This window comes from Enterobacter cloacae complex sp. 370H10 (assembly GCF_050031535.1).
Taxonomy (GTDB): domain Bacteria; phylum Pseudomonadota; class Gammaproteobacteria; order Enterobacterales; family Enterobacteriaceae; genus Enterobacter; species Enterobacter intestinihominis.
In genome coordinates this window covers 3,243,770-3,266,923 of the sequence record NZ_JBLGWG010000001.1, presented here as the reverse complement: position 1 = coordinate 3,266,923, position 23,154 = coordinate 3,243,770, and the positions used below count along the sequence as shown (strand labels likewise).

Annotated in this window: 16 protein-coding genes; 8 read left to right on the top strand and 8 right to left on the bottom strand. The window is 57.7% G+C overall.

Annotation, left to right across the window (positions count from 1 at the left end):
• Window positions 1–9: 9 nt before the first annotated feature.
• The gene (locus ACQG2Q_RS16085) at window positions 10–990 is read right to left on the bottom strand and encodes a Bug family tripartite tricarboxylate transporter substrate binding protein (protein WP_426759241.1); all 981 of its coding nucleotides are present in this window, start codon (window positions 988–990) and stop codon (window positions 10–12) included.
• Window positions 991–1,142: 152 nt separating this feature from the next.
• Between ACQG2Q_RS16085 and tctD the strand changes: the two genes are divergently transcribed.
• The 4 genes from tctD (at window position 1,143) to ACQG2Q_RS16065 (ending at window position 5,176) form a co-directional block, all read left to right on the top strand.
• Entirely contained in the window at window positions 1,143–1,817 is a 675-nt protein-coding gene (gene tctD, locus ACQG2Q_RS16080) for a transcriptional regulator TctD (RefSeq protein WP_017693014.1), read from the top strand.
• Window positions 1,804–3,213: a sensor histidine kinase gene (locus ACQG2Q_RS16075; protein ID WP_063849971.1), complete on the top strand. Its 1,410-nt coding sequence runs from the start codon at window positions 1,804–1,806 to the stop codon at window positions 3,211–3,213. The genes tctD and ACQG2Q_RS16075 overlap by 14 nt, the downstream gene beginning before the upstream one ends.
• 129 nt (window positions 3,214–3,342) lie before the next feature.
• Entirely contained in the window at window positions 3,343–3,882 is a 540-nt protein-coding gene (locus tag ACQG2Q_RS16070) for a YfaZ family outer membrane protein (protein ID WP_022648809.1), read from the top strand.
• A 94-nt stretch (window positions 3,883–3,976) separates the two neighbouring features.
• On the top strand, window positions 3,977–5,176 hold the full coding sequence (locus ACQG2Q_RS16065) for a nicotinamide mononucleotide deamidase-related protein YfaY (RefSeq protein ID WP_023300615.1): 1,200 nt from the start codon (window positions 3,977–3,979) through the stop codon (window positions 5,174–5,176).
• A 31-nt stretch (window positions 5,177–5,207) separates the two neighbouring features.
• Here the strand turns inward: ACQG2Q_RS16065 and glpC are convergent, their stop codons facing one another.
• From glpC to glpA, 3 genes are read right to left on the bottom strand one after another with little or no spacing between them, the layout of a single operon-like run.
• A complete protein-coding gene (gene glpC / locus ACQG2Q_RS16060; RefSeq protein ID WP_096216851.1) occupies window positions 5,208–6,398 on the bottom strand; it encodes an anaerobic glycerol-3-phosphate dehydrogenase subunit GlpC in 1,191 nt (396 codons plus the stop codon).
• Window positions 6,395–7,612: a glycerol-3-phosphate dehydrogenase subunit GlpB gene (glpB, locus tag ACQG2Q_RS16055; RefSeq protein ID WP_063849972.1), complete on the bottom strand. Its 1,218-nt coding sequence runs from the start codon at window positions 7,610–7,612 to the stop codon at window positions 6,395–6,397. The genes glpC and glpB overlap by 4 nt, the downstream gene beginning before the upstream one ends.
• Window positions 7,602–9,230 carry an anaerobic glycerol-3-phosphate dehydrogenase subunit A gene (gene glpA, locus ACQG2Q_RS16050; RefSeq protein WP_023300612.1) on the bottom strand — a complete coding sequence of 543 codons (1,629 nt, stop codon included), beginning with the start codon at window positions 9,228–9,230 and terminating at the stop codon, window positions 7,602–7,604. Before glpA ends, glpB begins: the two co-directional genes overlap by 11 nt.
• A 250-nt stretch (window positions 9,231–9,480) precedes the next feature.
• On the opposite strand from glpA, the gene glpT reads away from it, so the two are divergent.
• Together glpT and glpQ are read left to right on the top strand one after the other, a co-directional pair.
• Window positions 9,481–10,833 carry a glycerol-3-phosphate transporter gene (gene glpT / locus ACQG2Q_RS16045; protein WP_022648804.1) on the top strand — a complete coding sequence of 451 codons (1,353 nt, stop codon included), beginning with the start codon at window positions 9,481–9,483 and terminating at the stop codon, window positions 10,831–10,833.
• 11 nt (window positions 10,834–10,844) lie between these two features.
• Entirely contained in the window at window positions 10,845–11,903 is a 1,059-nt protein-coding gene (gene glpQ, locus ACQG2Q_RS16040) for a glycerophosphodiester phosphodiesterase (RefSeq protein ID WP_063841593.1), read from the top strand.
• A 543-nt stretch (window positions 11,904–12,446) separates the two neighbouring features.
• Here glpQ and yfaE read toward each other — a convergent pair.
• From yfaE to ubiG, 4 genes are all read right to left on the bottom strand, one after another.
• Window positions 12,447–12,701 (bottom strand): class I ribonucleotide reductase maintenance protein YfaE, encoded by a 255-nt coding sequence (gene yfaE / locus ACQG2Q_RS16035; RefSeq protein ID WP_003859419.1) that lies wholly within the window; start codon window positions 12,699–12,701, stop codon window positions 12,447–12,449.
• A complete protein-coding gene (gene nrdB, locus ACQG2Q_RS16030; RefSeq protein WP_022648802.1) occupies window positions 12,701–13,831 on the bottom strand; it encodes a class Ia ribonucleoside-diphosphate reductase subunit beta in 1,131 nt (376 codons plus the stop codon). Before nrdB ends, yfaE begins: the two co-directional genes overlap by 1 nt.
• A gap of 108 nt (window positions 13,832–13,939) precedes the next feature.
• Window positions 13,940–16,225, bottom strand: a complete 2,286-nt coding sequence (nrdA, locus tag ACQG2Q_RS16025) for a class 1a ribonucleoside-diphosphate reductase subunit alpha (RefSeq protein ID WP_023300610.1) — start codon at window positions 16,223–16,225, stop codon at window positions 13,940–13,942.
• Window positions 16,226–16,574: 349 nt separating this feature from the next.
• Window positions 16,575–17,303, bottom strand: a complete 729-nt coding sequence (ubiG, locus tag ACQG2Q_RS16020) for a bifunctional 2-polyprenyl-6-hydroxyphenol methylase/3-demethylubiquinol 3-O-methyltransferase UbiG (protein WP_006811346.1) — start codon at window positions 17,301–17,303, stop codon at window positions 16,575–16,577.
• Between the two features lie 146 nt (window positions 17,304–17,449).
• Here ubiG and gyrA point away from each other — a divergent pair, with 146 nt between their 5' ends.
• Window positions 17,450–20,086: a DNA topoisomerase (ATP-hydrolyzing) subunit A gene (gene gyrA, locus ACQG2Q_RS16015; RefSeq protein ID WP_023300608.1), complete on the top strand. Its 2,637-nt coding sequence runs from the start codon at window positions 17,450–17,452 to the stop codon at window positions 20,084–20,086.
• Window positions 20,087–20,220: 134 nt separating this feature from the next.
• A complete protein-coding gene (rcsC, locus tag ACQG2Q_RS16010; protein ID WP_023300607.1) occupies window positions 20,221–23,067 on the top strand; it encodes a two-component system sensor histidine kinase RcsC in 2,847 nt (948 codons plus the stop codon).
• Window positions 23,068–23,154: the final 87 nt, after the last annotated feature.

Here is a 23,154-nt window from a genome sequence, read left to right as displayed (position 1 = left end):
CGCCTCCGGTTATTTCGCCAGACCAAAGGCTTTCGCCTGTTCGCGATAGTCATTCACCTGTTTTTTCACGTACTCGTCCAGCTGCTTGCCGTTCAGGTTGAACTCAAACAGCCCGCGCAGATCGCGCTGTTTTTTGAACTCCTCGGTTTGCTGAAGTTTTGCGAAGGTATCCACCCACCACTGGTACTCGGCGTCGGTCACTTTTGGCCCGACGAAGAAGCCACGGATGATCGGCCAGACCAGGTTATAACCCTGCTCTTTGGCGGTTGGGACGTCTGCCAGCTGGCCCGGCAGACGGTTTTCCGAGAAGACCGCCAGCACGCGGATCTTATCCCCGCTCAGGTAGGGCACCATTTCGCTGAGATCGCCCGATACTGCCTGCACGTGATTGCCCATCAGCGCCGTCACCGGCTCACCGCCGCCTTCAAAGGCCACGTAGCGCATTTTGTGCGGATCCACTTTGGCCTGCTGCGCCAGCAGCGCGGCTTTCATCCAGTCCTGGCTGCCGATAGAGGCGCCTGCGCCAATTACCACGCTGTTCGGATCTTTTTCCATGGCGGTCAGCAGATCTTTCAGGGATTTCCACGGGGAGTCCGCGCGAACGGCGATCATGCCGTAATCGGTGCCCACGGTGGCGAGCCAGCGCACGTCATTCACGTCATAACGACCAAATTTCCCCTGCGACAGGTTCAGCAGCGAGCCGCCGGAGAAGGCCACCACGGTGCCGGGTTCAGCAGGGCGCTGGGCGACGATGGCGTTATAGGCTACCGCGCCCACGCCGCCGGGCATGTAGGTGACGCGCATCGGTTTCTCAATGGCCTTCGTCTCCAGCAGGCTGGCCTGAATCAGCTTACAGGTCAGGTCGAAGCCGCCGCCGGGTTTGGCCGGGGCGATACACTCGGTGCGGGACGGGGTGTCCTGCGCCTGAACGACAGAGGCACTCAACAGCAATACGCTTGCAGCAAGGGTAGAAAGTAATTGTTTTTTCATCGTTTATCCTCACGCCGGAGAACCGGGAGTACGGGTACGGGTGTCTTTTTTCTGATTATGTGAACCACCTTGTAGCGGTTCCGTTGCGTGATTGTTAAAACAATAACCTTTCATTTCCCTTTCACTGCGACACCAACTTTACAGGATGTGATATGCGTCTCTTACTGGCGGAAGATAATCGTGAGCTGGCTCACTGGCTGGAGAAAGCGCTGGTACAAAACGGATTTGCCGTGGATTGCGTCAACGATGGACGGGCGGCCGATCACCTTTTGCAGGGGGAAAACTATGCCGTCGCGATCCTTGATATCGGCATGCCCGGCTTCGACGGGCTGGAAGTGGTGCATCGTCTGAGAAAGCGCGGGCAGACGCTGCCGGTGCTATTTCTCACCGCCCGCAGCAACGTGGCAGACAGGGTGAAAGGGCTGAATGCCGGGGCGGATGACTATCTGCCGAAGCCGTTCGAGCTGGAGGAGCTTGATGCCCGCCTGCGTGCGCTGCTGCGCCGCAGTGAAGGACGAACCCAGGAGCGCCAGCGGCTGGGAGAGCTGGAGTACGATGATGAAGGCTTTTTTCTGCTGCGCGATGAACCTCTTTCCCTCACGCCGCGCGAGCTCTCTTTACTGAAGGTGCTGATGCACCGCCGGACCCGTCCCGTCTCCCGGCAACAGCTCTTCGACCAGGTGTTCAGCCTGAACGACGACGTCAGCCCCGAGAGTATCGATCTCTATATTCACCGCCTGCGTAAGAAGCTGACCGGCAGCGGCGTGCGGATCACCACCCTCCGGGGACTGGGCTACGTGCTGGAGTGCGGCGATGAAGTGGGTTAAGCCGCAGTCGCTTTACCTGCAACTTTTGCTCTTTCTGGGTTTGCCGCTGCTGCTGTTATGGGGGCTGTCAGCCTTTAACAGCTACGTTAGCGCGCTACAGGCGGCGACGCAGGCCTATGACCGCACGCTGTTATCCTCGGCGCGCACCGTGTCTGAGCGGCTGGTGGTGCACAAGGGCAAGCTGCTGGTGAACGTGCCCTGGGTCGTGCTCGACAGCTTTGAGCTGAACATGAACGATCGCCTCTACTACAAGGTGGTTGACCCTGACGGGCGGACGATCTCCGGCTATGACGATCTGCCAAATATGCCTCCCTCCACGTCGCGCACCACTCACTATCCGGCGCTGGCGTGGTTTTATCATACCGAGTATCGCGGGCAGGCGATCCGCGTGGCGAAGCTGCTCCAGCCGGTTAACGAAGATAATGTGTTCGGGATGGCGGAAATTTATGTCGCAGAAACGTTGCAGTCGCGGCGCTATCTGGCCACACAGCTGCTGTTTTCCTCACTCGTGTCGCAGGGGCTGCTGGTGCTGCTGACGCTGGTCCTGACCGCCTGGCTGCTGCGCCGCGTGCTGCGCCCAATGCGGCAACTCTCTTCGCTGATGGTGCGCCGTGAGCCCGGGCTGCTGGCCCCGCTGCCGGAGCTGCTGCCCTGGTCGGAAACGCGGCTGCTGATTGTGGCGTTTAACCGTTACATCGACCGGTTGCGCGGCGTACTTTCGCGGCAGGAGCGCTTCAATGCCGATGCCTCACACCAGCTCAAAACGCCGCTGGCGGTGCTAAAAACGCAGGTATCCGTTGCTCTGACGCGTAACGATCCGGCGCTGTGGCAGGAGAGCTTACGGGCAATGAACGTTACGCTGGATAACACCATCGTGCTGACGGAAAGGCTGTTACAGCTTTCGGCGGTGAAGCGGAAAGAGCAGGGGGAGCGACAGTTTGCCCCTGTCGATCTGGTGCAGGTGGTGCAAAACTGCTGCTTTTCGCGGCTGGCACAGGCGCGCAGCAAGGGTATCGATCTCGGTTATGACGGCGTACAGCAGCCGGTAATGATTGAGGGGGATGACGTTTTGCTGGGCGAACTCTGCGCTAACCTGCTGGAGAACGCGATCAAATACACGCCGGAGCAGGGCATCGTGACGGTGTACCTGCGCATGGATAACGATGCCGTTGAGCTGAGCGTGGAGGACAGTGGACCGGGTATTGCCGAAGACCAGATTTCCCAGGCCATGCTGCCGTTTCATCGGCTGGATAACGTGGGCGATGCCGCCGGGTCCGGCATTGGCCTGGCGCTGACCAACGATATTGCCCGCCTGCACCGCAGCCATCTTCAGCTGATGCCCAGTGAAAATCTGGGCGGCCTGTGCGTAAAAATGCGTTTTTTATTGATGATATAAATACCGATATTATCAAATCGTTACAAACTAATTGCCCGATGTCCACTGAGCGCATTGATCCCACAGACAGTCAGGTTAAAATCTCGCGGTTTTTGGACATCTCTGAATATATTGTGCGGGATCACGACAATGAAAAAAGTGGCATTAATGGGCTTAGGCCTGATGTTTGTATCGGCAGCAGCCAACGCTATTTCCTTCAACGGCTCGGCGGGCGAAGATTATACCCACCTGGGCTTTGGTCTTGGCACGGATAGCGCAGGCCTGGCGATGACCGGCGGCTGGACGCATAACGACGACGATGGGGATGCGGCAAGCCTGGGGCTGGGCTTCAACGTACCTTTGGGTCCTTTCCTGGCGACAGTCGGCGGTAAAGGGATTTACACCAACCCGAACGACGGCGACGAAGGTTACGCGGCGGCAGTGGGCGGCGGTTTGCAGTGGAAAATCGGCGACAGCTTTGGCCTGTTCGGTGAGTACTACTACTCTCCGGATTCCCTCTCCAGCGGTATCGATAGCTATGAGGAAGCCAACGTGGGTGGACGCTGGACCATCATCCGTCCTGTCACCATCGAAGCGGGTTATCGTTATCTGAACCTGGCGGGTAAAGACGGCCACCGCGACAACGCGCTGGCAGATGGTCCCTACATCGGTGTGAGCGCAGGTTTCTAATCCTTTCGGCGCGGCGTTCAGTCGCGCCAGTTTCTCTCTTCCCCCGGTCTTCGATTGCGCTATAGTGTTTTGACCATTGAAATGGGAGAACACAATGATAAACGTGGAAATGTTATCCACTGGCGACGAAGTGCTGCATGGGCAAATCATTGATACCAATGCCGCCTGGCTCGCCGATCTCTTCTTTGAGCAAGGATTACCGTTAACGCGCCGCAACACCGTGGGTGACAATCTTGAGTCGCTGGTCAACGTTCTGCGCGAGCGCAGCGAACGCTGCGACGTGCTGATTGTGAACGGCGGGCTTGGGCCCACCAGCGACGATCTCAGCGCGCTGGCCGCCGCCACGGCCAGAGGTGAAGGCCTGGTCCTGCACGAGGCGTGGCTGGCACAGATGGAGCGATTTTTCTCCGAGCGTGGCCGCGTGATGGCCCCCAGCAACCGCAAGCAGGCTGAAATTCCCGCCAGCGCGGAACTGATTGATAACCCGGTCGGCACCGCCTGCGGGTTTGCCGTTCAGCTGAACCGCTGCCTGATGTTCTTCACCCCGGGCGTGCCGTCGGAATTTAAAGTGATGGTCGAGCAGCAGATCCTGCCGCGCCTGCGCGCGCGCTTCACGCTGCCTGAACCGCCGCTGTGCCTGCGTCTGACCACCTTTGGCCGCTCGGAAAGCGATCTGGCTCAGAGCCTCGATCACCTGCAACTGCCTCCCGGCGTGTCGATGGGCTATCGCTCCTCCATGCCGATTATTGAACTGAAGCTGACCGGACCGGCGTCAGAGAAAGCCGCCATGCTGGCGCTGTGGCCGGAAGTGCAGCGCGTCGCTGGCGAAAGCCTGATTTTCGAAGGAACGGAAGGGCTGCCGGCGCAGATCGCAGCGCATTTGCAGTCCCGCCAGCTGAGCGTGACGCTAAGCGAGCAGTTTACCGGTGGGCTTCTGGCGCTTCAGCTTACCCGGGCGGGTGCGCCGCTGCTGGCCAGTGAAGTGGTGCCGTTCCAGCAGGAGACGCTGGCGCAGACGGCGCGCTGGGCATCCGAGCGCAGAGTGAAGCATTTCGCCGGACTGGCGCTTTTTGTGGGCGGGCTGGATGAGGAGCATCTCAACTTTGCCCTGGCAACGCCGGAAGGGACCCACGCCCTGCGAGTGAAGATGAGTATTACCCGCCACAGCCTGGCCGTGCGTCAGGAGGTGTGCGCGATGATGGCGCTGAACATGCTGCGCCGCTGGCTGAACGGGAAAGAGGTCGCCAGCGAGCACGGCTGGATCAACGTCGTGGAATCGCTGTTCGTAGAGTGAGGATGTGCCGGGGCAGTGTCCCCGGCAACGGTTACGCCAGTGCGTTTGCCAGCAAGGTAATGGGATGTTCACAGCGTTTGCTGGTGGACATCTCGATCTGCCACTTGCAGGTTTCACAATCCGTCACCACGATATCTGCGCCGCTCTCTTCAATCTGCCGGAACAGCGGCGCGCCAATGGCCTGTGACGTTGGGTAGTTTTCACGCTTGAAGCCGTAGGTGCCAGCGATGCCGCAGCAGCGTGAGTCCAGCACCGTCAGCTCCAGCCCCGGGATCAGCCGCAGCAGCTCAAGCGTATAGATCGACCAGCCCATCTTCTCCATATGACATGGCGTGTGATACACCACCTTCAGCGGCAATTTGCCCAGCGGTAACGTCTGCCCGCTGTCCAGCTTGCGCCAGAGAAAACGGGTCGCCAGCTCAATGTGCTCGCGCAGGCCGGTGTTATCCACATCCAGCAGATGCGGATATTCATCGCGCAGCGTGAAGGTACAGGTTGACGACGTCGCCAGTACCGGTATCCCGTTGTCGACGATCGCCTCACGTAAAGAGGTGACGTTGCTTTTCGCCTGCCTGCGCGCTTTGTCGGTAAAACCGTTGGCAATCAGCGGAACGCCGCAGCACTTCTCTTTGCTCAGCAGCTGAACGCCCGTCCCCATGGCGTTCAGCACTTTCAGCAGGTCTTTTCCCAGCTGCGGATGGTTGTAGTTCACGTAGCAGCCGTGGAAGAAGGCAACCTGCTCAGCAAACTGCGCCTGTTCTGCCGCCACGGATTTATACCAGCGGCGGAAGGTGCCGTGAGAATATTTCGGCAGACTGCGGTGATGGTCGATTTTGAGCGTCGCATCCAGCAGCCTGCGCACCGGCTTCAGGGCGGTGGCGGCATTGACGACCGGCGCGAAAGGCGTCGAGAGGCTGCCCATCAGATCGGTGTGGCTCAGTATCGTGTCGCGCAGCGTCGGTTGTTGCGTACTGTAGCGGGCGCGGGCGCGCTGGATGATATCGCCTATTTTCACGTCCGACGGGCAGGCAACTTCGCAGCGTTTACAGTTGATACAGTATTTCAGCGCCTCGTCGTAGAGCGCGCCGTCCTTCAGGCGCAGACGCTCCCCGTCGGGGCCGGCCTGTTTCGGGCCGGGATAGCGCGGATCGACGCCGCTGACCGGGCAAACCGTGGTGCAGACCGTGCATTTGATACAGCTTTCAAATCGGGTGTCGTTCATTGTGCTCCCTCCCTGCGCTGGATAATCTGCTCCGCGACATGCAGCGCGGTGACGGCGCAGACGCCGCCACCGCAGCCCTGTGCCACGGGATCGTACCCGCCCAGAACCGAGCCGATGGCGTAAAGATTTTCAACCGGTTCCCCGCCCAGCTGCGGGCGCAGCTGGGTATCGACGATCACGCCGAACTGCTGCCAGGGCTGCGGGGTGAAGAAATCGCTTTGATACCAGTCCGCGCGGGAAGCGCTTTGCCGGACATCCAGCCCGAGAATTGCCTCACGCACGCCATCCCGGCTGCTCAGCAGACCGTTACTGAAAAAACTGCCGCTTGCCAGCACCGTATAGCGTGCACGAAGCGGGATGTCGCCGTGGTTGCGGGTCCAGATTTCGCTTACCGCGCCCTCTGCCAGGGTGATTTTTTTCACCTCGTCGCCTGCCAACCAGACGCCACCCTGGGCGACAAACTGACGCTGAAGCTGGGTATGCAGACGAATGCCGGGTACGGAAGGGGGGAGCGTCGGCAGTAAACCGAGCGTACAGGGCAGGCGCGCCGAGAGCCAGCGCCAGAGCCGGTTGTCCGTTAAGCCAAAACAGGCGGGCATAAACAGGGCGTCGCAGGTCTCGCCGAGCGGTTGAAGCGCCGCGTACAGCTGCGGCCAGTAGCGTTCATTATCCAGCAGGCGGGCAATGTTCACCGCACGAAACTCGCTGGGGTTTTCGCGCAGCACGTCGAGCTCGGGGAGATCAATCTCCGCCGTATCCACCTGAATCCCTTGCTGTCTGAGAGACGCGGCGGCAAGATGCGGCTGGAAATCGAGGAAACCGCTGATCCCCACCACCCGCACGTGCCCGGCAGCGATGGGGGCGACAGGCACCTCTTCCGGGCTAAGCCAGGCGGCGCGCAGAGTGCCGAGCGGCGTGACGCGCTGATGATTTTGCTCGGCGTCACCCTGCATGCGTGCGTCGCAGGCGGTCAGCAGGTGTTCGGTTTCGCAGGCAAAGCGGGCCATATTCTCTGCGCCCGTCAGGCGGTAGGGATGTTCAGGCGGCAGATCGGCGAACGATAGCGCGCCCAGTAAATCCAGCGAGCCGGAGGAGAAGTGCAGGGCACTTTGACCGCGAGTGACAATGGCGCAGCGCAGACCCCGCTGCGTCAGTTTGAGACCGCACAGCAGGCCCGCCAGCCCTCCACCCACAATCACGGTATCAAATTTCATGGTTGTGTTCCTTCTCCAGACCGCAAAGTCCCTGATAGACCCAGCGGGTAAACTCACTTTCGCGCAGGGCATCGCCCCAGGCGACGGGCTGAATGCCTTTCCAGCGCTCATTTAAAAAATCGCTGAGCTGGGCGAGCGACTGGGTTGAGGAGGTGGCATGAAAACGTTGCAGCAGCCCGGCGGCACGGCAGGCGCACAGCTCCCCCTGACAGGTGCCCATCCCGACTCGCGTGCGGCGGCGTAAATCAAGCAGGTTGTTCACCGTCAGGTTTTCCACGGCATATTGCACCTCGCCTGCGGTCACGGCTTCGCATTCGCACACCAGGCTGCGGCTGAGTCGCCCTTCACCAAGCCAGGTCGGGGTGCGGTCGCCGTGGCGGTAAATCGCCGAACCGCGAAGCGGGGCAGGAAGTGAAATGATTTTGTGCAGCGTTTTTTCTGTCGATTGCTGCGAGCCGGGCAGGGCCCGCTCCGCCGTCACGCACGGCGCGGTGTTACCGAGCTTACGGCAGACGGCATCGGTGGCCCACTCCGCCATCAGCCGGTAGGTCATCAGCTTGCCGCCGGTAATGGTGATAAACCCGTCCATGCCGTCGCGTTCGGCGTGATCGAGCAGCACGATGCCGCGGCTGACGTTACGCCCGCTCGGATCGTTGTCGCTGGCGACGAGGGGACGCACGCCCGCGTAGGCACGCAGAATACGCGTCTGCGCCATCACCGGGGCCAGCTTTTCCCCTTCGCGCAGCAGAATATCCACCTCTTCGGCGGTAACGCGGTTGTAATCGATTTCGCTGTAGTCCACATGCATTGAGGTCGTGCCGATCAACGAAATGGTGTCCCCCGGCACGAGGATGTCGGCGTCAGACGGTTTACGGCAGCGGTTGATGACATGGTTATTGATGCGATGGTCGAGGATCAGCAGCGAGCCTTTGGCCGGGAACATGCGGACGGATAAATCGGCGTATTCCGCGATGCGCTGGCCCCAGATCCCCGCCGCGTTGACCACGACGGTGGCATACAGCTCGCGGTGTTCATTGTACTGCGTATCACACACGCGCACCCCGCGTACGGTATTACCTTCACGAATAAGCCCGGTGACGTGATGCCCGGTCAGGATCTGTGCGCCGTGTTCCCGCGCGTCGAGCATATTGGCGGCGGTCAGGCGGAAAGGATCAACGGTTCCGTCAGGCACTTTTACCGCGCCCAGTAACGCCGGGTTTACCGAGGGTTCAAGACGGCGCGCCTGTGCAGGATCGAGCGCCTCGGCCTGAATGCCTGCCGCCGTGCAGGCGGTGATAAAGGTTTGCTGAAAGCCGAGATCATCTTCGGGAAGGGTGATAAAAAGGCCGTTGGTCGGTTCAACGCAGTGGCGGGCGATGCGCCTGAGGATCTGGTTTTCAGCAATACACTCGCGCGCGGACTCAGCGTCAGTGACCGCATAGCGGGCACCGCTGTGCAACAGACCGTGGTTACGCCCCGTTGCGCCGGTGGCGATGTCGTGGCGTTCCAGAAGCGTGACGCTCAATCCCCGCAGGGCGCAGTCGCGTGCGATGCCGGCACCCGTCGCGCCACCGCCAATGATAATCACATCGCTGAAGCGTGGATCGTGAATAGTCATTGCCTTTCCTCTATGTTCGTTTTTTAGCATTTAGCCACATTGATCGTGTGGTTTGTTTGATTTCGAACATAAACGCGCGAAATTCGAAAGTGAAACGTGATTTCATGCGCTTTTTTGCGCATTCTGTCATATTTCTGTAACAATCTGTGCGTTGATTCACAGTAACATTCACCGTGATTTCTTAACATCGCCGCCTCTGTAGCCGGGCGCGAGATGCCCGGTCATTTTTTGAAAGGCCACGGAGGCTGTTATGCTCAGTATCTTTAAACCTGCGCCACACCGGGCGCGACTGCCAGAGGCAGAGATTGATCCTCTCTACCGCCGTCTGCGTTGGCAAATCTTCCTCGGGATCTTCTTCGGGTATGCGGCGTACTATCTGGTACGTAAAAACTTTGCGCTCGCCATGCCGTACCTGGTGGAACAAGGCTTCTCCCGCGGCGATCTGGGCTTTGCGCTGTCAGGGATCTCCATCGCGTACGGTTTTTCGAAGTTCATTATGGGGTCGGTGTCGGATCGCTCGAATCCGCGCGTGTTCCTGCCCGCCGGTCTGATCCTCGCGGCAGCGGTGATGCTGTTCATGGGCTTTGTGCCATGGGCGACCTCCAGCATTGCCGTCATGTTCGTACTGCTGTTCCTCTGCGGCTGGTTCCAGGGGATGGGGTGGCCGCCATGCGGACGTACCATGGTGCACTGGTGGTCACAGAAAGAGCGCGGTGGGATTGTATCGGTCTGGAACTGCGCGCATAACGTCGGGGGCGGGCTTCCGCCGCTGCTGTTCCTGCTGGGGATGGCCTGGTTCAACGACTGGCACGCGGCGCTCTATATGCCTGCCTTTGGCGCCATTCTGGTGGCGATTATCGCCTTCGCCCTGATGCGCGACACGCCGCAGTCCTGCGGCCTGCCGCCGATTGAAGAGTACAAAAACGACTACCCGGATGATTACAGCGAGAAGCACGAAGAAGAGCTGACCGCGAAACAGATCTTCATGAAGTATGTGCTGCCAAACAAGCTGCTGTGGTACATCGCGGTGGCGAACGTGTTTGTCTACCTGCTGCGCTACGGCATCCTCGACTGGTCCCCGACTTACCTGAAAGAGGTGAAGCACTTCGCGCTGGATAAATCCTCCTGGGCCTATTTCCTGTATGAATACGCGGGCATTCCCGGCACGCTGATCTGCGGCTGGATGTCGGACAAAGTGTTTAAGGGCAACCGTGGGGCGACGGGCGTGTTCTTTATGACGCTGGTGACCATCGCGACGGTCGTTTACTGGCTTAACCCGCCGGGTAATCCGGGTGTGGATATGGCCTGTATGATCGTAATCGGCTTCCTGATTTATGGTCCGGTTATGCTGATCGGCCTGCACGCGCTGGAGCTGGCGCCGAAGAAAGCGGCTGGCACGGCGGCAGGCTTTACCGGTCTGTTTGGCTACCTCGGCGGTTCAGTGGCGGCAAGCGCCATCGTCGGTTACACCGTCGACTTCTTCGGCTGGGACGGCGGCTTTATGGTGATGATTGGCGGCAGCGTGCTGGCTGTTCTGCTGTTGATCGTCGTGATGATCGGTGAAAAACGTCACCATGCCGAGGTGCTGGCGCGTCGTCAGTAAGGAGCATTGCGATGAAATTAACTCAGTTAGCGACAGGCCTGCTGCTGGCGGGCCTGATGACAGGCTCCGCGCTGGCGGCGGATAAAATCGTGATCGCCCACCGTGGCGCCAGCGGTTATCTGCCGGAGCATACGCTGCCGGCAAAAGCGATGGCCTATGCCCAGGGCGCGGATTATCTGGAGCAGGATCTGGTGATGACGAAGGACGACCAGCTGGTCGTTCTGCATGACCATTATCTTGACCGCGTGACGGACGTGGCGGAGCGTTTCCCGAACCGCGCCCGTAAAGATGGCCGCTACTACGCCATCGACTTCACGCTGGCGGAGATCCGCTCGCTGAAGTTTACCGAGGGCTTCGAGATTGAGAACGGTAAGAAGGTGCAGGTCTATCCGGGGCGTTTCCCGATGGGCAAGTCTGACTTCCGTATTCACACCTTCGAAGAGGAGATCGAGTTTGTTCAGGGGCTGAACCACTCGACGGGCAAAAATATCGGTATCTACCCGGAAATCAAAGCGCCGTGGTTCCACCATCAGGAAGGAAAAGACATTGCCGCGAAGACGCTGGAGGTACTGAAAAAGTACGGCTACACCAGCAAGCAGGATAAGGTTTTCCTGCAATGTTTCGATGCCGCGGAACTGAAGCGCATCAAAACTGAGCTGGAGCCGAAGATGGGAATGGATCTCAATCTGGTGCAGCTGATTGCCTATACCGACTGGAATGAAACTCAGGAAAAACAGCCGGACGGGAAGTGGGTGAACTACAGCTACGACTGGATGTTTAAGCCGGGCGCGATGAAGCAGATTGCGCAGTACGCCGACGGCATCGGGCCGGATTACCACATGCTGGTGGCGGAAGGCTCAACGCCGGGCCACGTGAAGCTGACAGCGATGGTGAAAGAGGCGCATGCGAGCAAGATGCAGGTGCATCCGTATACCGTGCGTGCAGACCAGCTGCCGGAGTATGCGACGGACGTGGATCAGCTTTACGACGTGCTGTATAACCAGGCGGATGTGGACGGATTGTTTACGGATTTCCCGGATAAAGCGGTCGAATTCATTCACCGGAAGTAGGTTTTATAGGTCGGGTAAGGCGAAGCCGCCACCCGACAATCAGGCTCTGCGGCCTGATGCCCTCACCCTAACCCTCTCCCACCGGGCTGAGGGATCCCCAGTAATTTTTTTATGCAGAAGCAATAAAGTTGCTTTCTAAATGACTGAGGGCTGTCAGCGATGCCCTGGTCCGGCTGTAAATCGCTGAGGCGTTTGCCTTCCGGCCGGGGCGAGGCGCAGGGATGCGCCGAGAGGGCGGCTTTACAGGGACGTTGCCTCCGCCCGTACCCGATAAGCCGGAAGGAATAAGCCGAGGGCACCGCGAAGCGGCGATTTACCGCCGGGAGCCCGGGTCGCCAGGGTGGTGGCGACTGAGCCACCCTGGCACGTTCACCGGTCATGTCGTTACAGAGTAGCAAGGAACATAAAGTGAACGGAATGACCACCACCGCCGTATGTTCCCCTCACCCTAACCCTCTCCCCGGAGGGGCGAGGGGATTGCTCAGTGCTCGCATTAATTTGTGGGGAACCCTCAGCCCACCGGGAGAGGGGATAAGGACAACATCACATCTCGATCTCTATATCGCCTTTTGCCCGGCAGCAGCAGGGCAAAATTTCCCCTTCACTGATAAAGGCTAGCGGTTCGGTCAGCCAGTCTACCTGGCCTGCGACCAGACGGCAGCGGCAGGAGCCGCAGTAGCCTTCACGACACTGGTACTCGACTTCTACCTGATGTGCTTCAAGCGCCACCAGCAGAGAAGGGTGCTCTTCCTGGCACAACACCTCTGTACCCGAAAGGCTCAGCGTTACGCGGCTCATCAGAGCTGGAAATCGCTCAGGTCGTCGGTGTTGACTTCAGAATCAATCTGACCGACCAGGTAAGAACTCACTTCCACTTCCTGCGGCGCGACCTGCACGTTATCGGACACCAGCCAGGTGTTGATCCACGGGATTGGGTTAGAGCGCGTCTGGAACGGCAGGTCGAGACCGACGGCCTGCATGCGGATATTGGTGATGTACTCAACGTACTGGCACAGAATGTCTTTGTTCAGGCCAATCATGGAGCCGTCGCGGAACAGGTAGTCTGCCCACTCTTTCTCCTGCTGGGCCGCCAGCACGAACAGGTCGTAGCATTCCTGTTTGCACTCTTCCGCAATTTCCGCCATCTCCGGATCGTCTGCACCGCTGCGCAGCAGGTTCAGCATATGCTGAGTCCCGGTCAGGTGCAGGGCTTCGTCACGGGCAATCAGACGGATAATTTTGGCGTTGCCTTCCATCAGTTTGCGCTCGGCAAACGCAAAGGAGCAGGCGAAGCTCACGTAGAAGCGGATTGCTTCCAGGGCGTTGACGCTCATCAGGCACAGATAGAGCTGTTTTTTCAGGGTCCGCAGGTTTACGGTGACGGTTTTACCGTTCACGTTGTGCGTACCTTCGCCCAGCAGATGCCAGTAGCTGGTCATCTCGATCAGTTCGTCATAGTAGTGTGCAATGCCTTCGGCGCGCTTCTGGATCTGTTCGTTGGTGACGATATCATCAAACACCACCGCCGGATCGTTCACGATGTTGCGGATGATGTGGGTGTAAGAGCGGGAGTGGATCGTCTCGGAGAACGCCCATGTCTCAACCCAGGTTTCCAACTCAGGAATCGAGATCAGCGGCAGCAGCGCCACGTTCGGACTACGACCCTGAATGGAGTCCAGCAGCGTCTGGTATTTCAGGTTGCTGAGGAAGATGTGCTTTTCGTGTTCCGGCAGCGCCTGGAAATCGATACGGTCGCGGGAAACGTCAACTTCTTCCGGACGCCAGAAGAAGGAGAGTTGCTTTTCAATCAGCTTTTCGAAGATGTCATATTTTTGCTGATCGTAGCGTGCCACGTTGACCGGCTGGCCGAAGAACATCGGCTCTTTGAGCTGGTCGTTTTTCGTCTGTGAAAAGGTGGTATATGCCATTGCGGTGAGTCCTGTGGTGTTATTTCCCCTCACCCCGGCCCTCTCCCACAGGGAGAGGGGGAAAGAGTTCCCTCTCCCTGTGGGAGAGGGTTAGGGTGAGGGAATTTATTAGATCTTACATGCGCCGCTTTCGCAGCCATCGTCCTGAATTGACGGCGCCAGGTCGTCCTGGGCGTCTTCCGCACCATCACGGGTGTTGTGATAGTACAGCGTTTTCACGCCAAATTTGTAAGCGGTGAGCAGGTCTTTCAGCAGTTGCTGCATCGGAACCTTGCCTGACGGGAAGCGCGTCGGGTCGTAGTTGGTATTGGCAGAGATCGACTGGTCGATAAACTTCTGCATGATACCCACCAGTTGCAGGTAGCCGTCGTTGTTTGGCATTTCCCACAGCAGCTCGTAGTTGTTGCCCAGCGTTTCGTAATCCGGTACCACCTGACGCAGCACGCCGTCTTTCGACGCTTTGATGCTGACATGGCCGCGCGGTGGCTCAATACCGTTGGTGGCGTTGGAGATTTGCGAAGAGGTCTCGGACGGCATCAGGGCAGAGAGCGTGGAGTTACGCAGGCCGTGAGTTTTAATGGACTCGCGCAGGCCTTCCCAGTCGAGGTGCAGCGGCTCGCTGACGATCGCATCCAGGTCTTTTTTGTAGGTATCGATCGGCAGAATGCCTTTTGCGTAGGTAGTTTCGTTGAACCACGGGCACGCGCCTTGCTCTTTCGCCAGCTCGTTGGAGGCTTTCATCAGGTAGTACTGAATGGCTTCGAACGTCTGGTGCGTCAGATTGTTGGCGCTGCCGTCGGAGTAACGCTTGCCGTTTTTCGCCAGCCAGTAGGCGAAGTTGATCACGCCGATACCTAAAGTGCGACGGCCCATTGCGCCGCGTTTTGCCGCCGGGATTGGGTAATCCTGGTAGTCCAGCAGGGCGTCGAGCGCACGAACCGCCAGCACGGCCAGCTCTTCCAGCTCGTCCAGGCTCTTAATCGCACCCAGGTTGAACGCAGAGAGCGTACACAGGGCGATTTCACCGTTTTCATCGTTCACATCGTCCAGCGGTTTGGTCGGCAGGGCGATCTCCAGGCACAGGTTGGACTGGCGCACTGGCGCAACCACCGGATCGAACGGGCTGTGGGTGTTGCAGTGGTCAACGTTCTGGATGTAGATACGGCCGGTAGAGGCACGTTCCTGCATCATCAGGGAGAACAGATCGACCGCCTTCACGCGCTGCTTGCGGATGCTGTCGTCTTTTTCGTATTTGGTGTACAGACGCTCGAATTCGTCCTGATCGGCGAAGAACGCGTCGTACAGACCCGGGACGTCGGATGGGCTGAACAGGGTGATATCTTCACCTTTCAGCAGGCGGGTGTACATCAGCTTGTTGATCTGCACGCCGTAGTCCATGTGACGCACGCGGTTGCCTTCCACGCCGCGGTTGTTCTTCAGAACCAGCAGGCTTTCCACTTCCAGGTGCCACATTGGGTAGAACAGGGTCGCAGCGCCACCGCGCACGCCGCCCTGAGAGCAGGATTTTACTGCCGTCTGGAAGTGCTTGTAGAACGGGATACAGCCGGTGTGGAACGCTTCACCGCCGCGGATCGGGCTGCCCAGCGCACGGATACGACCAGCGTTGATGCCGATACCAGCACGCTGGGAGACGTATTTTACGATGGCGCTGGAGGTCGCGTTGATGGAATCCAGGCTGTCACCACACTCGATCAGTACGCAGGAGCTGAACTGACGGGTAGGGGTACGCACGCCAGACATGATTGGCGTAGGCAGAGAAATCTTGAACGTAGAGACCGCATCGTAGAAACGCTTCACGTAGTCCAGACGGGTTTCACGTGGATAATTAGAGAACAGGCAGGCGGCCACCAGAATATAGAGGAACTGAGCGCTCTCGTAGATTTCGCCCGTCACACGGTTCTGAACCAGGTATTTGCCTTCGAGCTGCTTCACCGCCGCGTAGGAGAAGTTCATGTCGCGCCAGTGATCGATAAACCCGTTCATCTGCTCGAACTCTTCTTCCGTATAGTCTTCCAGCAGATGCGTGTCGTATTTGCCCAGCTCAACCATTTTCACTACGTGATCGTAAAGCTTTGGCGGCTCGAACTGGCCGTAGGCTTTCTTACGCAGGTGGAAAATCGCCAGACGCGCAGCGAGGTACTGATAATCCGGTGCATCGCGGGAGATCAGATCTGCCGCTGCTTTGATAATGGTTTCGTGGATATCAGACGTTTTGATGCCGTCGTAGAACTGAATGTGAGAACGCAGTTCGACCTGGGATATAGATACGTTGTTCAGTCCTTCTGCTGCCCAGTCGAGAACTCGATGGATTTTGTCCAGATTGATACGCTCGGTAGTACCGTCGCGCTTTGTCACCAGCAGACTCTGATTCATGTGGGTTTTTACCTGTCCGTGAAATAAAAAAATATCCCCCGCTTATCCACAGAACCGTCTTGTGACTAACTCTGTGGATAAATACTACATATAGGGGTTTTGCGTTAAGAAGAACGCTATATGGTGAGTATTCTAGTATCGAATCTTTTCAGCACAAGGGTTGATTTTGACGTTAAATTGAGGTTGTGAAAGGGTAAAAAAGGCTAAGTCCTCGTACCGTAAGGCCTGGAAGAGATGTCAATATTCCAGAAAAAAAATTCAAAATTTGATCGAGTGCTGATTTCTTCAACGGGAGGTTAGAATTGCGCAACATGATGTCGCGCAATCTTTATAAGAATAACGAATGACGTTAGTCGTTTTTGGCGGTTGTGTGCAACATATAGTTAACATCCACGCCCGGGGCAAGTTTGAATTTATCCGTCAGCGGATTGTAGTGCAGACCCGTCATGTGCTGTTCCTTAAGCCATGTCTGGTCAACCCAGCCCAGCAGTTCGGCAGGCTTGATGAACTTCTTCACGTCGTGCGTCCCTTTCGGCACCATGCGCAGCACATATTCCGCGCCTACCACGGCCATCAGCCAGGCTTTGCCGTTGCGGTTGATGGTCGAGAAGAAGACCTGTCCACCCGGTTTCACCAGTTTTGCACAGGCGCTGACGACCGACTGCGGATCGGGAACGTGCTCCAGCATCTCCATGCAGGTCACCACGTCATACTGGTGCGCATGTTTTGCCGCGTGCTCTTCCACGGTTTCCTGGACATATTCTACCTGTACGCCGGACTCCAGCGCATGAAGACGCGCAACCTGTAGAGGTTCGAAGCCCATGTCCAGACCGGTGACGGTGGCCCCTTCGCGCGCCATGCTTTCCGCCAGGATGCCGCCGCCGCAGCCGACGTCGAGCACTTTCTTACCGAACAGACCGCCGGAACGCTCCGCGATATAGCCCAGACGTAGCGGGTTAATACGATGCAGAGGTTTGAACTCACCTTCGAGATCCCACCAGCGGGACGCCACCGCTTCAAATTTGGCAATCTCTTCGTGGTCAACGTTGTGAGCCACCGGGGATTTTTCGGCATTCATGGGCGCTTTTACTCCTTATTTAGCAAGACAAATGAGTATATCAGGCAATCCCTGTGAATAAAGCGTATAGGTTTACCTGTATCACCGCGGCTGTGTTATAATTTGCGACCTTTGAATCCGGGATACAGTAGAGGGATAGCGGTTAGATGAGCGACCTTGCGAGAGAAATTACACCGGTTAACATCGAGGAAGAGCTGAAAAGCTCCTATCTGGACTATGCGATGTCGGTCATTGTTGGCCGTGCGCTGCCGGACGTCCGCGATGGCCTTAAGCCGGTACACCGTCGCGTACTATACGCCATGAACGTATTGGGCAATGACTGGAATAAAGCCTACAAAAAATCTGCCCGTGTCGTTGGTGACGTAATCGGTAAATACCATCCCCATGGTGATTCCGCGGTGTACGACACCATTGTCCGTATGGCGCAGCCTTTCTCGCTGCGTTACATGCTGGTAGATGGTCAGGGTAACTTTGGTTCTATCGACGGCGACTCCGCCGCGGCAATGCGTTATACGGAAATCCGTCTGGCGAAGATTGCCCATGAGCTGATGGCTGACCTGGAAAAAGAGACGGTTGATTTCGTTGATAACTACGACGGCACGGAAAAAATTCCTGACGTTATGCCAACGAAGATCCCAAACCTGCTGGTGAACGGTTCGTCCGGTATCGCAGTGGGTATGGCGACCAATATTCCGCCGCACAACATCACGGAAGTGATTAACGGCTGCCTGGCCTACATCGACGATGAAGACATCAGCATTGAAGGGCTGATGGAACACATCCCGGGCCCGGACTTCCCGACGGCGGCAATCATCAACGGCCGTCGCGGTATTGAAGAAGCGTACCGCACCGGTCGCGGCAAGATTTACATCCGTGCCCGCGCCGAAGTGGAAGCGGACGCCAAAACCGGCCGTGAAACCATTATTGTTCACGAGATCCCGTATCAGGTGAACAAAGCGCGTCTGATTGAAAAAATCGCCGAGCTGGTAAAAGAAAAACGCGTTGAAGGCATCAGCGCGCTGCGCGACGAGTCTGACAAAGACGGTATGCGCATCGTGATTGAAATCAAGCGCGACGCGGTGGGTGAAGTTGTGCTGAACAACCTTTACTCCCAGACTCAGCTTCAGGTCTCCTTCGGTATCAACATGGTTGCGCTGCACCATGGCCAGCCGAAGATCATGAACCTGAAAGAGATCCTGAGCGCGTTTGTGCGTCACCGCCGTGAAGTGGTGACTCGCCGTACCATCTTTGAACTGCGCAAAGCGCGCGATCGTGCCCATATCCTTGAAGCACTGGCCGTTGCGCTGGCGAACATCGACCCGATCATCGAGCTGATCCGCCGTGCGCCGACGCCGGCAGAAGCGAAGGCGTCGCTGGTTGCGCGTCCATGGGATCTGGGTAACGTGGCGGCGATGCTGGAACGTGCCGGCGATGATGCCGCGCGTCCTGAGTGGCTGGAGCCGGAATTCGGCGTGCGTGACGGTCAGTACTATCTGACTGAACAGCAGGCCCAGGCGATTCTGGATCTGCGTTTGCAGAAACTGACCGGCCTTGAGCATGAAAAACTGCTCGACGAGTACAAAGAGCTGCTGGAGCAGATTGCCGAGCTGCTGCATATCCTGGGTAGCGCAGAGCGCCTGATGGAAGTGATCCGTGAAGAGCTGGAGCTGGTTCGCGATCAGTTCGGCGACGAGCGTCGCACCGAAATCACGGCCAACAGCTCTGATATCAACATTGAAGATCTGATCAACCGCGAAGACGTGGTCGTGACGCTGTCTCACCAGGGTTACGTGAAGTATCAGCCGTTGACCGACTACGAAGCACAGCGTCGTGGCGGTAAAGGCAAATCTGCGGCGCGTATTAAAGAAGAAGACTTCATTGACCGTCTGCTGGTGGCCAACACCCACGACACGATCCTCTGCTTCTCCAGCCGGGGCCGTCTGTACTGGATGAAAGTCTATCAGCTGCCGGAAGCGAGCCGTGGCGCGCGGGGTCGACCTATCGTTAACCTGCTGCCGCTGGAAGCGAACGAACGTATCACCGCCATTCTGCCGGTACGCGAGTACGAAGAGGGCGTGAACGTCTTTATGGCAACCGCGAGCGGTACCGTGAAGAAAACCGCGTTGACCGAATTCAGCCGTCCACGTTCCGCCGGGATCATCGCGGTGAACCTGAACGAAGGCGACGAGCTGATCGGCGTGGATCTGACCTCTGGTTCTGATGAAGTGATGCTGTTCTCTGCGGCCGGTAAAGTGGTGCGCTTTAAAGAGAACGCCGTGCGCGCAATGGGTCGTACGGCGACCGGCGTGCGTGGTATCAAGCTGGCGGGTGAAGACAGCGTGGTTTCCCTGATCGTTCCGCGTGGCGAAGGCGCAATCCTGACCGTCACTCAGAACGGCTACGGTAAACGTACGGCGGAAAGCGAATACCCGACCAAGTCTCGCGGCACGCAGGGCGTTATCTCCATCAAAGTGACCGAGCGCAACGGTTCCGTTGTTGGCGCGGTACAGGTGGACGATGCGGACCAGATCATGATGATCACCGATGCCGGTACGCTGGTGCGTACCCGCGTGTCAGAGATCAGCGTGGTGGGTCGTAACACCCAGGGCGTTATCCTCATCCGTACTGCGGAAGATGAAAACGTCGTCGGTCTGCAACGCGTTGCTGAGCCGGTGGATGACGAAGAGCTCGACTCTATCGACGGCAGCGTCGCGGAAGGGGATGATGAAATCGTCCCGGAAGCGGACACCGATGATGAAGCAGCGGATGACGCTGACGAGTAACGTCTCCTGACGCATAAAGGGCCGGTTTCCGGCCCTTTTGTTTTGCGCAAGCAGACAAGTGAACGTTGCGACAAGCCGCGTTTACCGCTACCTTAACCACATTCTTTTTTCCCCGATGGCGGAGCCTCGCCCCTTTGAAATACCTCGTCTCCTTTCGTACCACGTTAAAAGTCTCTCGCTATCTGTTTCGGGCGCTTGCGCTACTGCTATGGTTGCTGGTGGCACTGCTCTCGGTGTTTTACATCGTTAACGCGTTACACCAGAAAGAAGCGGAGATCCGCCAGGAGTTTAACTTAAGCTCGGATCAGGCCCAGCGCTATATCCAGCGCACGTCTGACGTGATGAAAGAGCTTAAGTATATCGCTGAGAATCGACTGACGGCGGAGAACGGCATTCTTGCCCTCCGCGGTCGGGATGAAAAAACCGAAGTACCTGATTTCGAACCGCTCTTCCCGGACTCCGATTGTTCCGCGATGGGCAAAGCCTGGCGTGGCTCACTGGAGTCCCTGTCATGGTTTATGCGCTACTGGCGCGATAATTTTTCGGCCGCTTACGATCTAAACCGCGTCTACCTGATTGGCAACGAAAATCTTTGCATGGCGGACTTCGGTCTGCGGGATATGCCCGTCGAACGCGAAGACGCGCTGAAAAGCCTGCATGAGCGGATAGTGAAATACCGCAATGCGCCTCAGGAAGAGCGCGGGAACAACATCTTCTGGATAAGCCAGGGGCCGCGCATGGGCGTCGGCTATTTCTATGCCCTGACTCCGGTTTACCTCGGAAACCGTCTGCAAGCGCTGCTGGGGATTGAACAAACCATCCGCATGGAAAACTTCTTCACGCCGGGCAGTCTGCCGATGGGCGTGACCATTCTGGATGAGAACGGCCACCCACTCATCTCCCTTACCGGGCCTGAAAACCGCCTGAAGGTGGAGCCCAGCTGGATGCAGGAGCGGTCATGGTTTGGCTATACCTCCGGGTTCCGTGAGCTGGTGCTGAAGAAAAGTTTGCCGCCATCATCGCTGAGCATTGTCTATTCGCTGCCGGTGGACAAGGTGCTGGAGCGCATTCGCATCCTGATCCTTAACGCCATTTTGTTGAACATCGCGGTAGGCGTCGCGCTGTTTATGCTGGCGAGAATGTATGAGCGGCGGATCTTTATTCCGGCGGAAGCGGATGCTCAGCGTCTGGAGGAGCACGAGCAGTTTAACCGTAAGATTGTCGCCTCGGCGCCGGTAGGGATCTGTATCCTGCGTACTCAGGACGGGACAAATATCCTCAGTAACGAGCTTGCCCATAACTACCTGAACATGCTCACGCATGAAGACCGCCAGCGGTTAACGCAGATCATCTGTGGGCAACAGGTTAACTTTGTGGATGTGCTGACCAGCACCCACACCAATCTGCAAATCAGCTTCGTCCATTCGCGCTACCGCAATGAAAACGTGGCGATTTGCGTGCTGGTGGACGTCTCCGCGCGCGTTAAGATGGAAGAGTCATTGCAGGATATGGCGCAGGCGGCGGAGCAGGCCAGCCAGTCGAAATCGATGTTCCTCGCGACCGTCAGCCATGAGCTGCGTACGCCGCTGTACGGCATTATCGGTAACCTCGATCTTCTCCAGACCAAAGAGCTGCCGAAAGGGGTCGACCGCCTGGTGACGGCGATGAACAACTCGTCCAGCCTGCTGCTGAAAATTATCAGCGATATTCTCGACTTCTCTAAAATTGAATCCGAGCAGTTGAAAATAGAACCGCGTGAGTTCTCCCCGCGCGAGGTGATGAACCATATCAGCGCCAACTATCTGCCGCTGGTGGTGCGCAAACAGCTGGGGCTGTACTGCTTTATCGAGCCGGATGTGCCGCTGACGCTGCATGGCGATCCGATGCGTCTCCAACAGGTCATCTCGAACCTGCTAAGCAACGCCATCAAATTCACCGATATCGGCTGTATTGTGCTGCATGTCTGCCGGGCAGGGGAGTACCTGACTATTCGCGTACGCGACACGGGAGTTGGCATTCCGGCGAAAGAGGTCGTTCGCCTGTTCGATCCGTTCTTCCAGGTGGGGACGGGCGTCCAGCGTAATTTCCAGGGGACCGGGCTGGGTCTGGCGATTTGCGAGAAGCTTATCAGCATGATGGACGGGGATATCTCCGTCGATACCGAGCCGGGTATGGGCAGCCAGTTCACCATCCGTATCCCGCTCTACTCGGCACACTATCCGGTGAAAACCACGGTCGACGGGCTGAGCGAAAAGCACTGCTGGCTGGCGGTGCACAACGCCTCCTTACATGATTTCCTGACCTCGATGCTGACCAGCAGCGGTGTGCGGGTCTCACGCTATGAAGGCCAGACGCCGGACGCAGATGACATGCTGATTACTGACGTTGAGCCAGACAAGGCGTGGGCGGGGCGGGGCGTGGTGATGTTCTGCCGCCGTCATATCGGTATTCCGATTGAGCGTTCGCCCGGGGTATGGGTGCACAGTGTGGCGACACCGCACGAAATGTTGGGCTTGCTGGCGCGTATTTACAGCGTACAGCTTGAGGACAGCGATGGCGCTACCGTGCTGGCTTCCCCTGATGAGCTGGCATCGGTGAATGACGATATGATGATTCTGGTCGTCGACGATCATCCGATTAACCGTCGTCTGCTCGCAGACCAGCTTGGCTCTCTGGGCTATCAGTGTAAAACGGCCAATGATGGCGTGGATGCCCTGAATGTCTTAAGTAAGAATCATATTGATATTGTGCTCAGTGATGTGAACATGCCTAACATGGACGGCTATCGTCTGACGCAGCGTATCCGACAGCTGGGGCTGACGCTGCCGGTGGTGGGGGTGACAGCCAACGCACTGGCGGAGGAGAAGCAGCGCTGTCTGGAGTCGGGAATGGACAGCTGTCTGTCGAAGCCGGTCACGCTGGATGTACTGAAGCAGACGCTATCCGTGTATGCGGAGCGGGTGCGAAAAGCAAGACAATAAAAAAGGCCCGAAAGGGCCTTTTTTATGTGTCCGACGGCACTGCGCTTGCGCGGGCCTACGGGGTCTTTAGACCGGGTAACCGCGAGG

Bases quoted from the DNA above. Each gene is read 5' to 3' on its own strand.
- glpT (WP_022648804.1), top strand. From the start codon at position 9,481: ATGCTCAGTATCTTTAAACCTGCGCCACACCGGGCGCGACTGCCAGAG.
- nrdB (WP_022648802.1), bottom strand. From the start codon at position 13,831: ATGGCATATACCACCTTTTCACAGACGAAAAACGACCAGCTCAAAGAG.
- yfaE (WP_003859419.1), bottom strand. From the start codon at position 12,701: ATGAGCCGCGTAACGCTGAGCCTTTCGGGTACAGAGGTGTTGTGCCAG.
- glpA (WP_023300612.1), bottom strand. From the start codon at position 9,230: ATGACTATTCACGATCCACGCTTCAGCGATGTGATTATCATTGGCGGT.
- ACQG2Q_RS16065 (WP_023300615.1), top strand. From the start codon at position 3,977: ATGATAAACGTGGAAATGTTATCCACTGGCGACGAAGTGCTGCATGGG.
- nrdA (WP_023300610.1), bottom strand. From the start codon at position 16,225: ATGAATCAGAGTCTGCTGGTGACAAAGCGCGACGGTACTACCGAGCGT.
- glpQ (WP_063841593.1), top strand. From the start codon at position 10,845: ATGAAATTAACTCAGTTAGCGACAGGCCTGCTGCTGGCGGGCCTGATG.
- tctD (WP_017693014.1), top strand. From the start codon at position 1,143: ATGCGTCTCTTACTGGCGGAAGATAATCGTGAGCTGGCTCACTGGCTG.
- ACQG2Q_RS16085 (WP_426759241.1), bottom strand. From the start codon at position 990: ATGAAAAAACAATTACTTTCTACCCTTGCTGCAAGCGTATTGCTGTTG.
- glpC (WP_096216851.1), bottom strand. From the start codon at position 6,398: ATGAACGACACCCGATTTGAAAGCTGTATCAAATGCACGGTCTGCACC.
- ACQG2Q_RS16075 (WP_063849971.1), top strand. From the start codon at position 1,804: ATGAAGTGGGTTAAGCCGCAGTCGCTTTACCTGCAACTTTTGCTCTTT.
- gyrA (WP_023300608.1), top strand. From the start codon at position 17,450: ATGAGCGACCTTGCGAGAGAAATTACACCGGTTAACATCGAGGAAGAG.
- glpB (WP_063849972.1), bottom strand. From the start codon at position 7,612: ATGAAATTTGATACCGTGATTGTGGGTGGAGGGCTGGCGGGCCTGCTG.
- ubiG (WP_006811346.1), bottom strand. From the start codon at position 17,303: ATGAATGCCGAAAAATCCCCGGTGGCTCACAACGTTGACCACGAAGAG.
- ACQG2Q_RS16070 (WP_022648809.1), top strand. From the start codon at position 3,343: ATGAAAAAAGTGGCATTAATGGGCTTAGGCCTGATGTTTGTATCGGCA.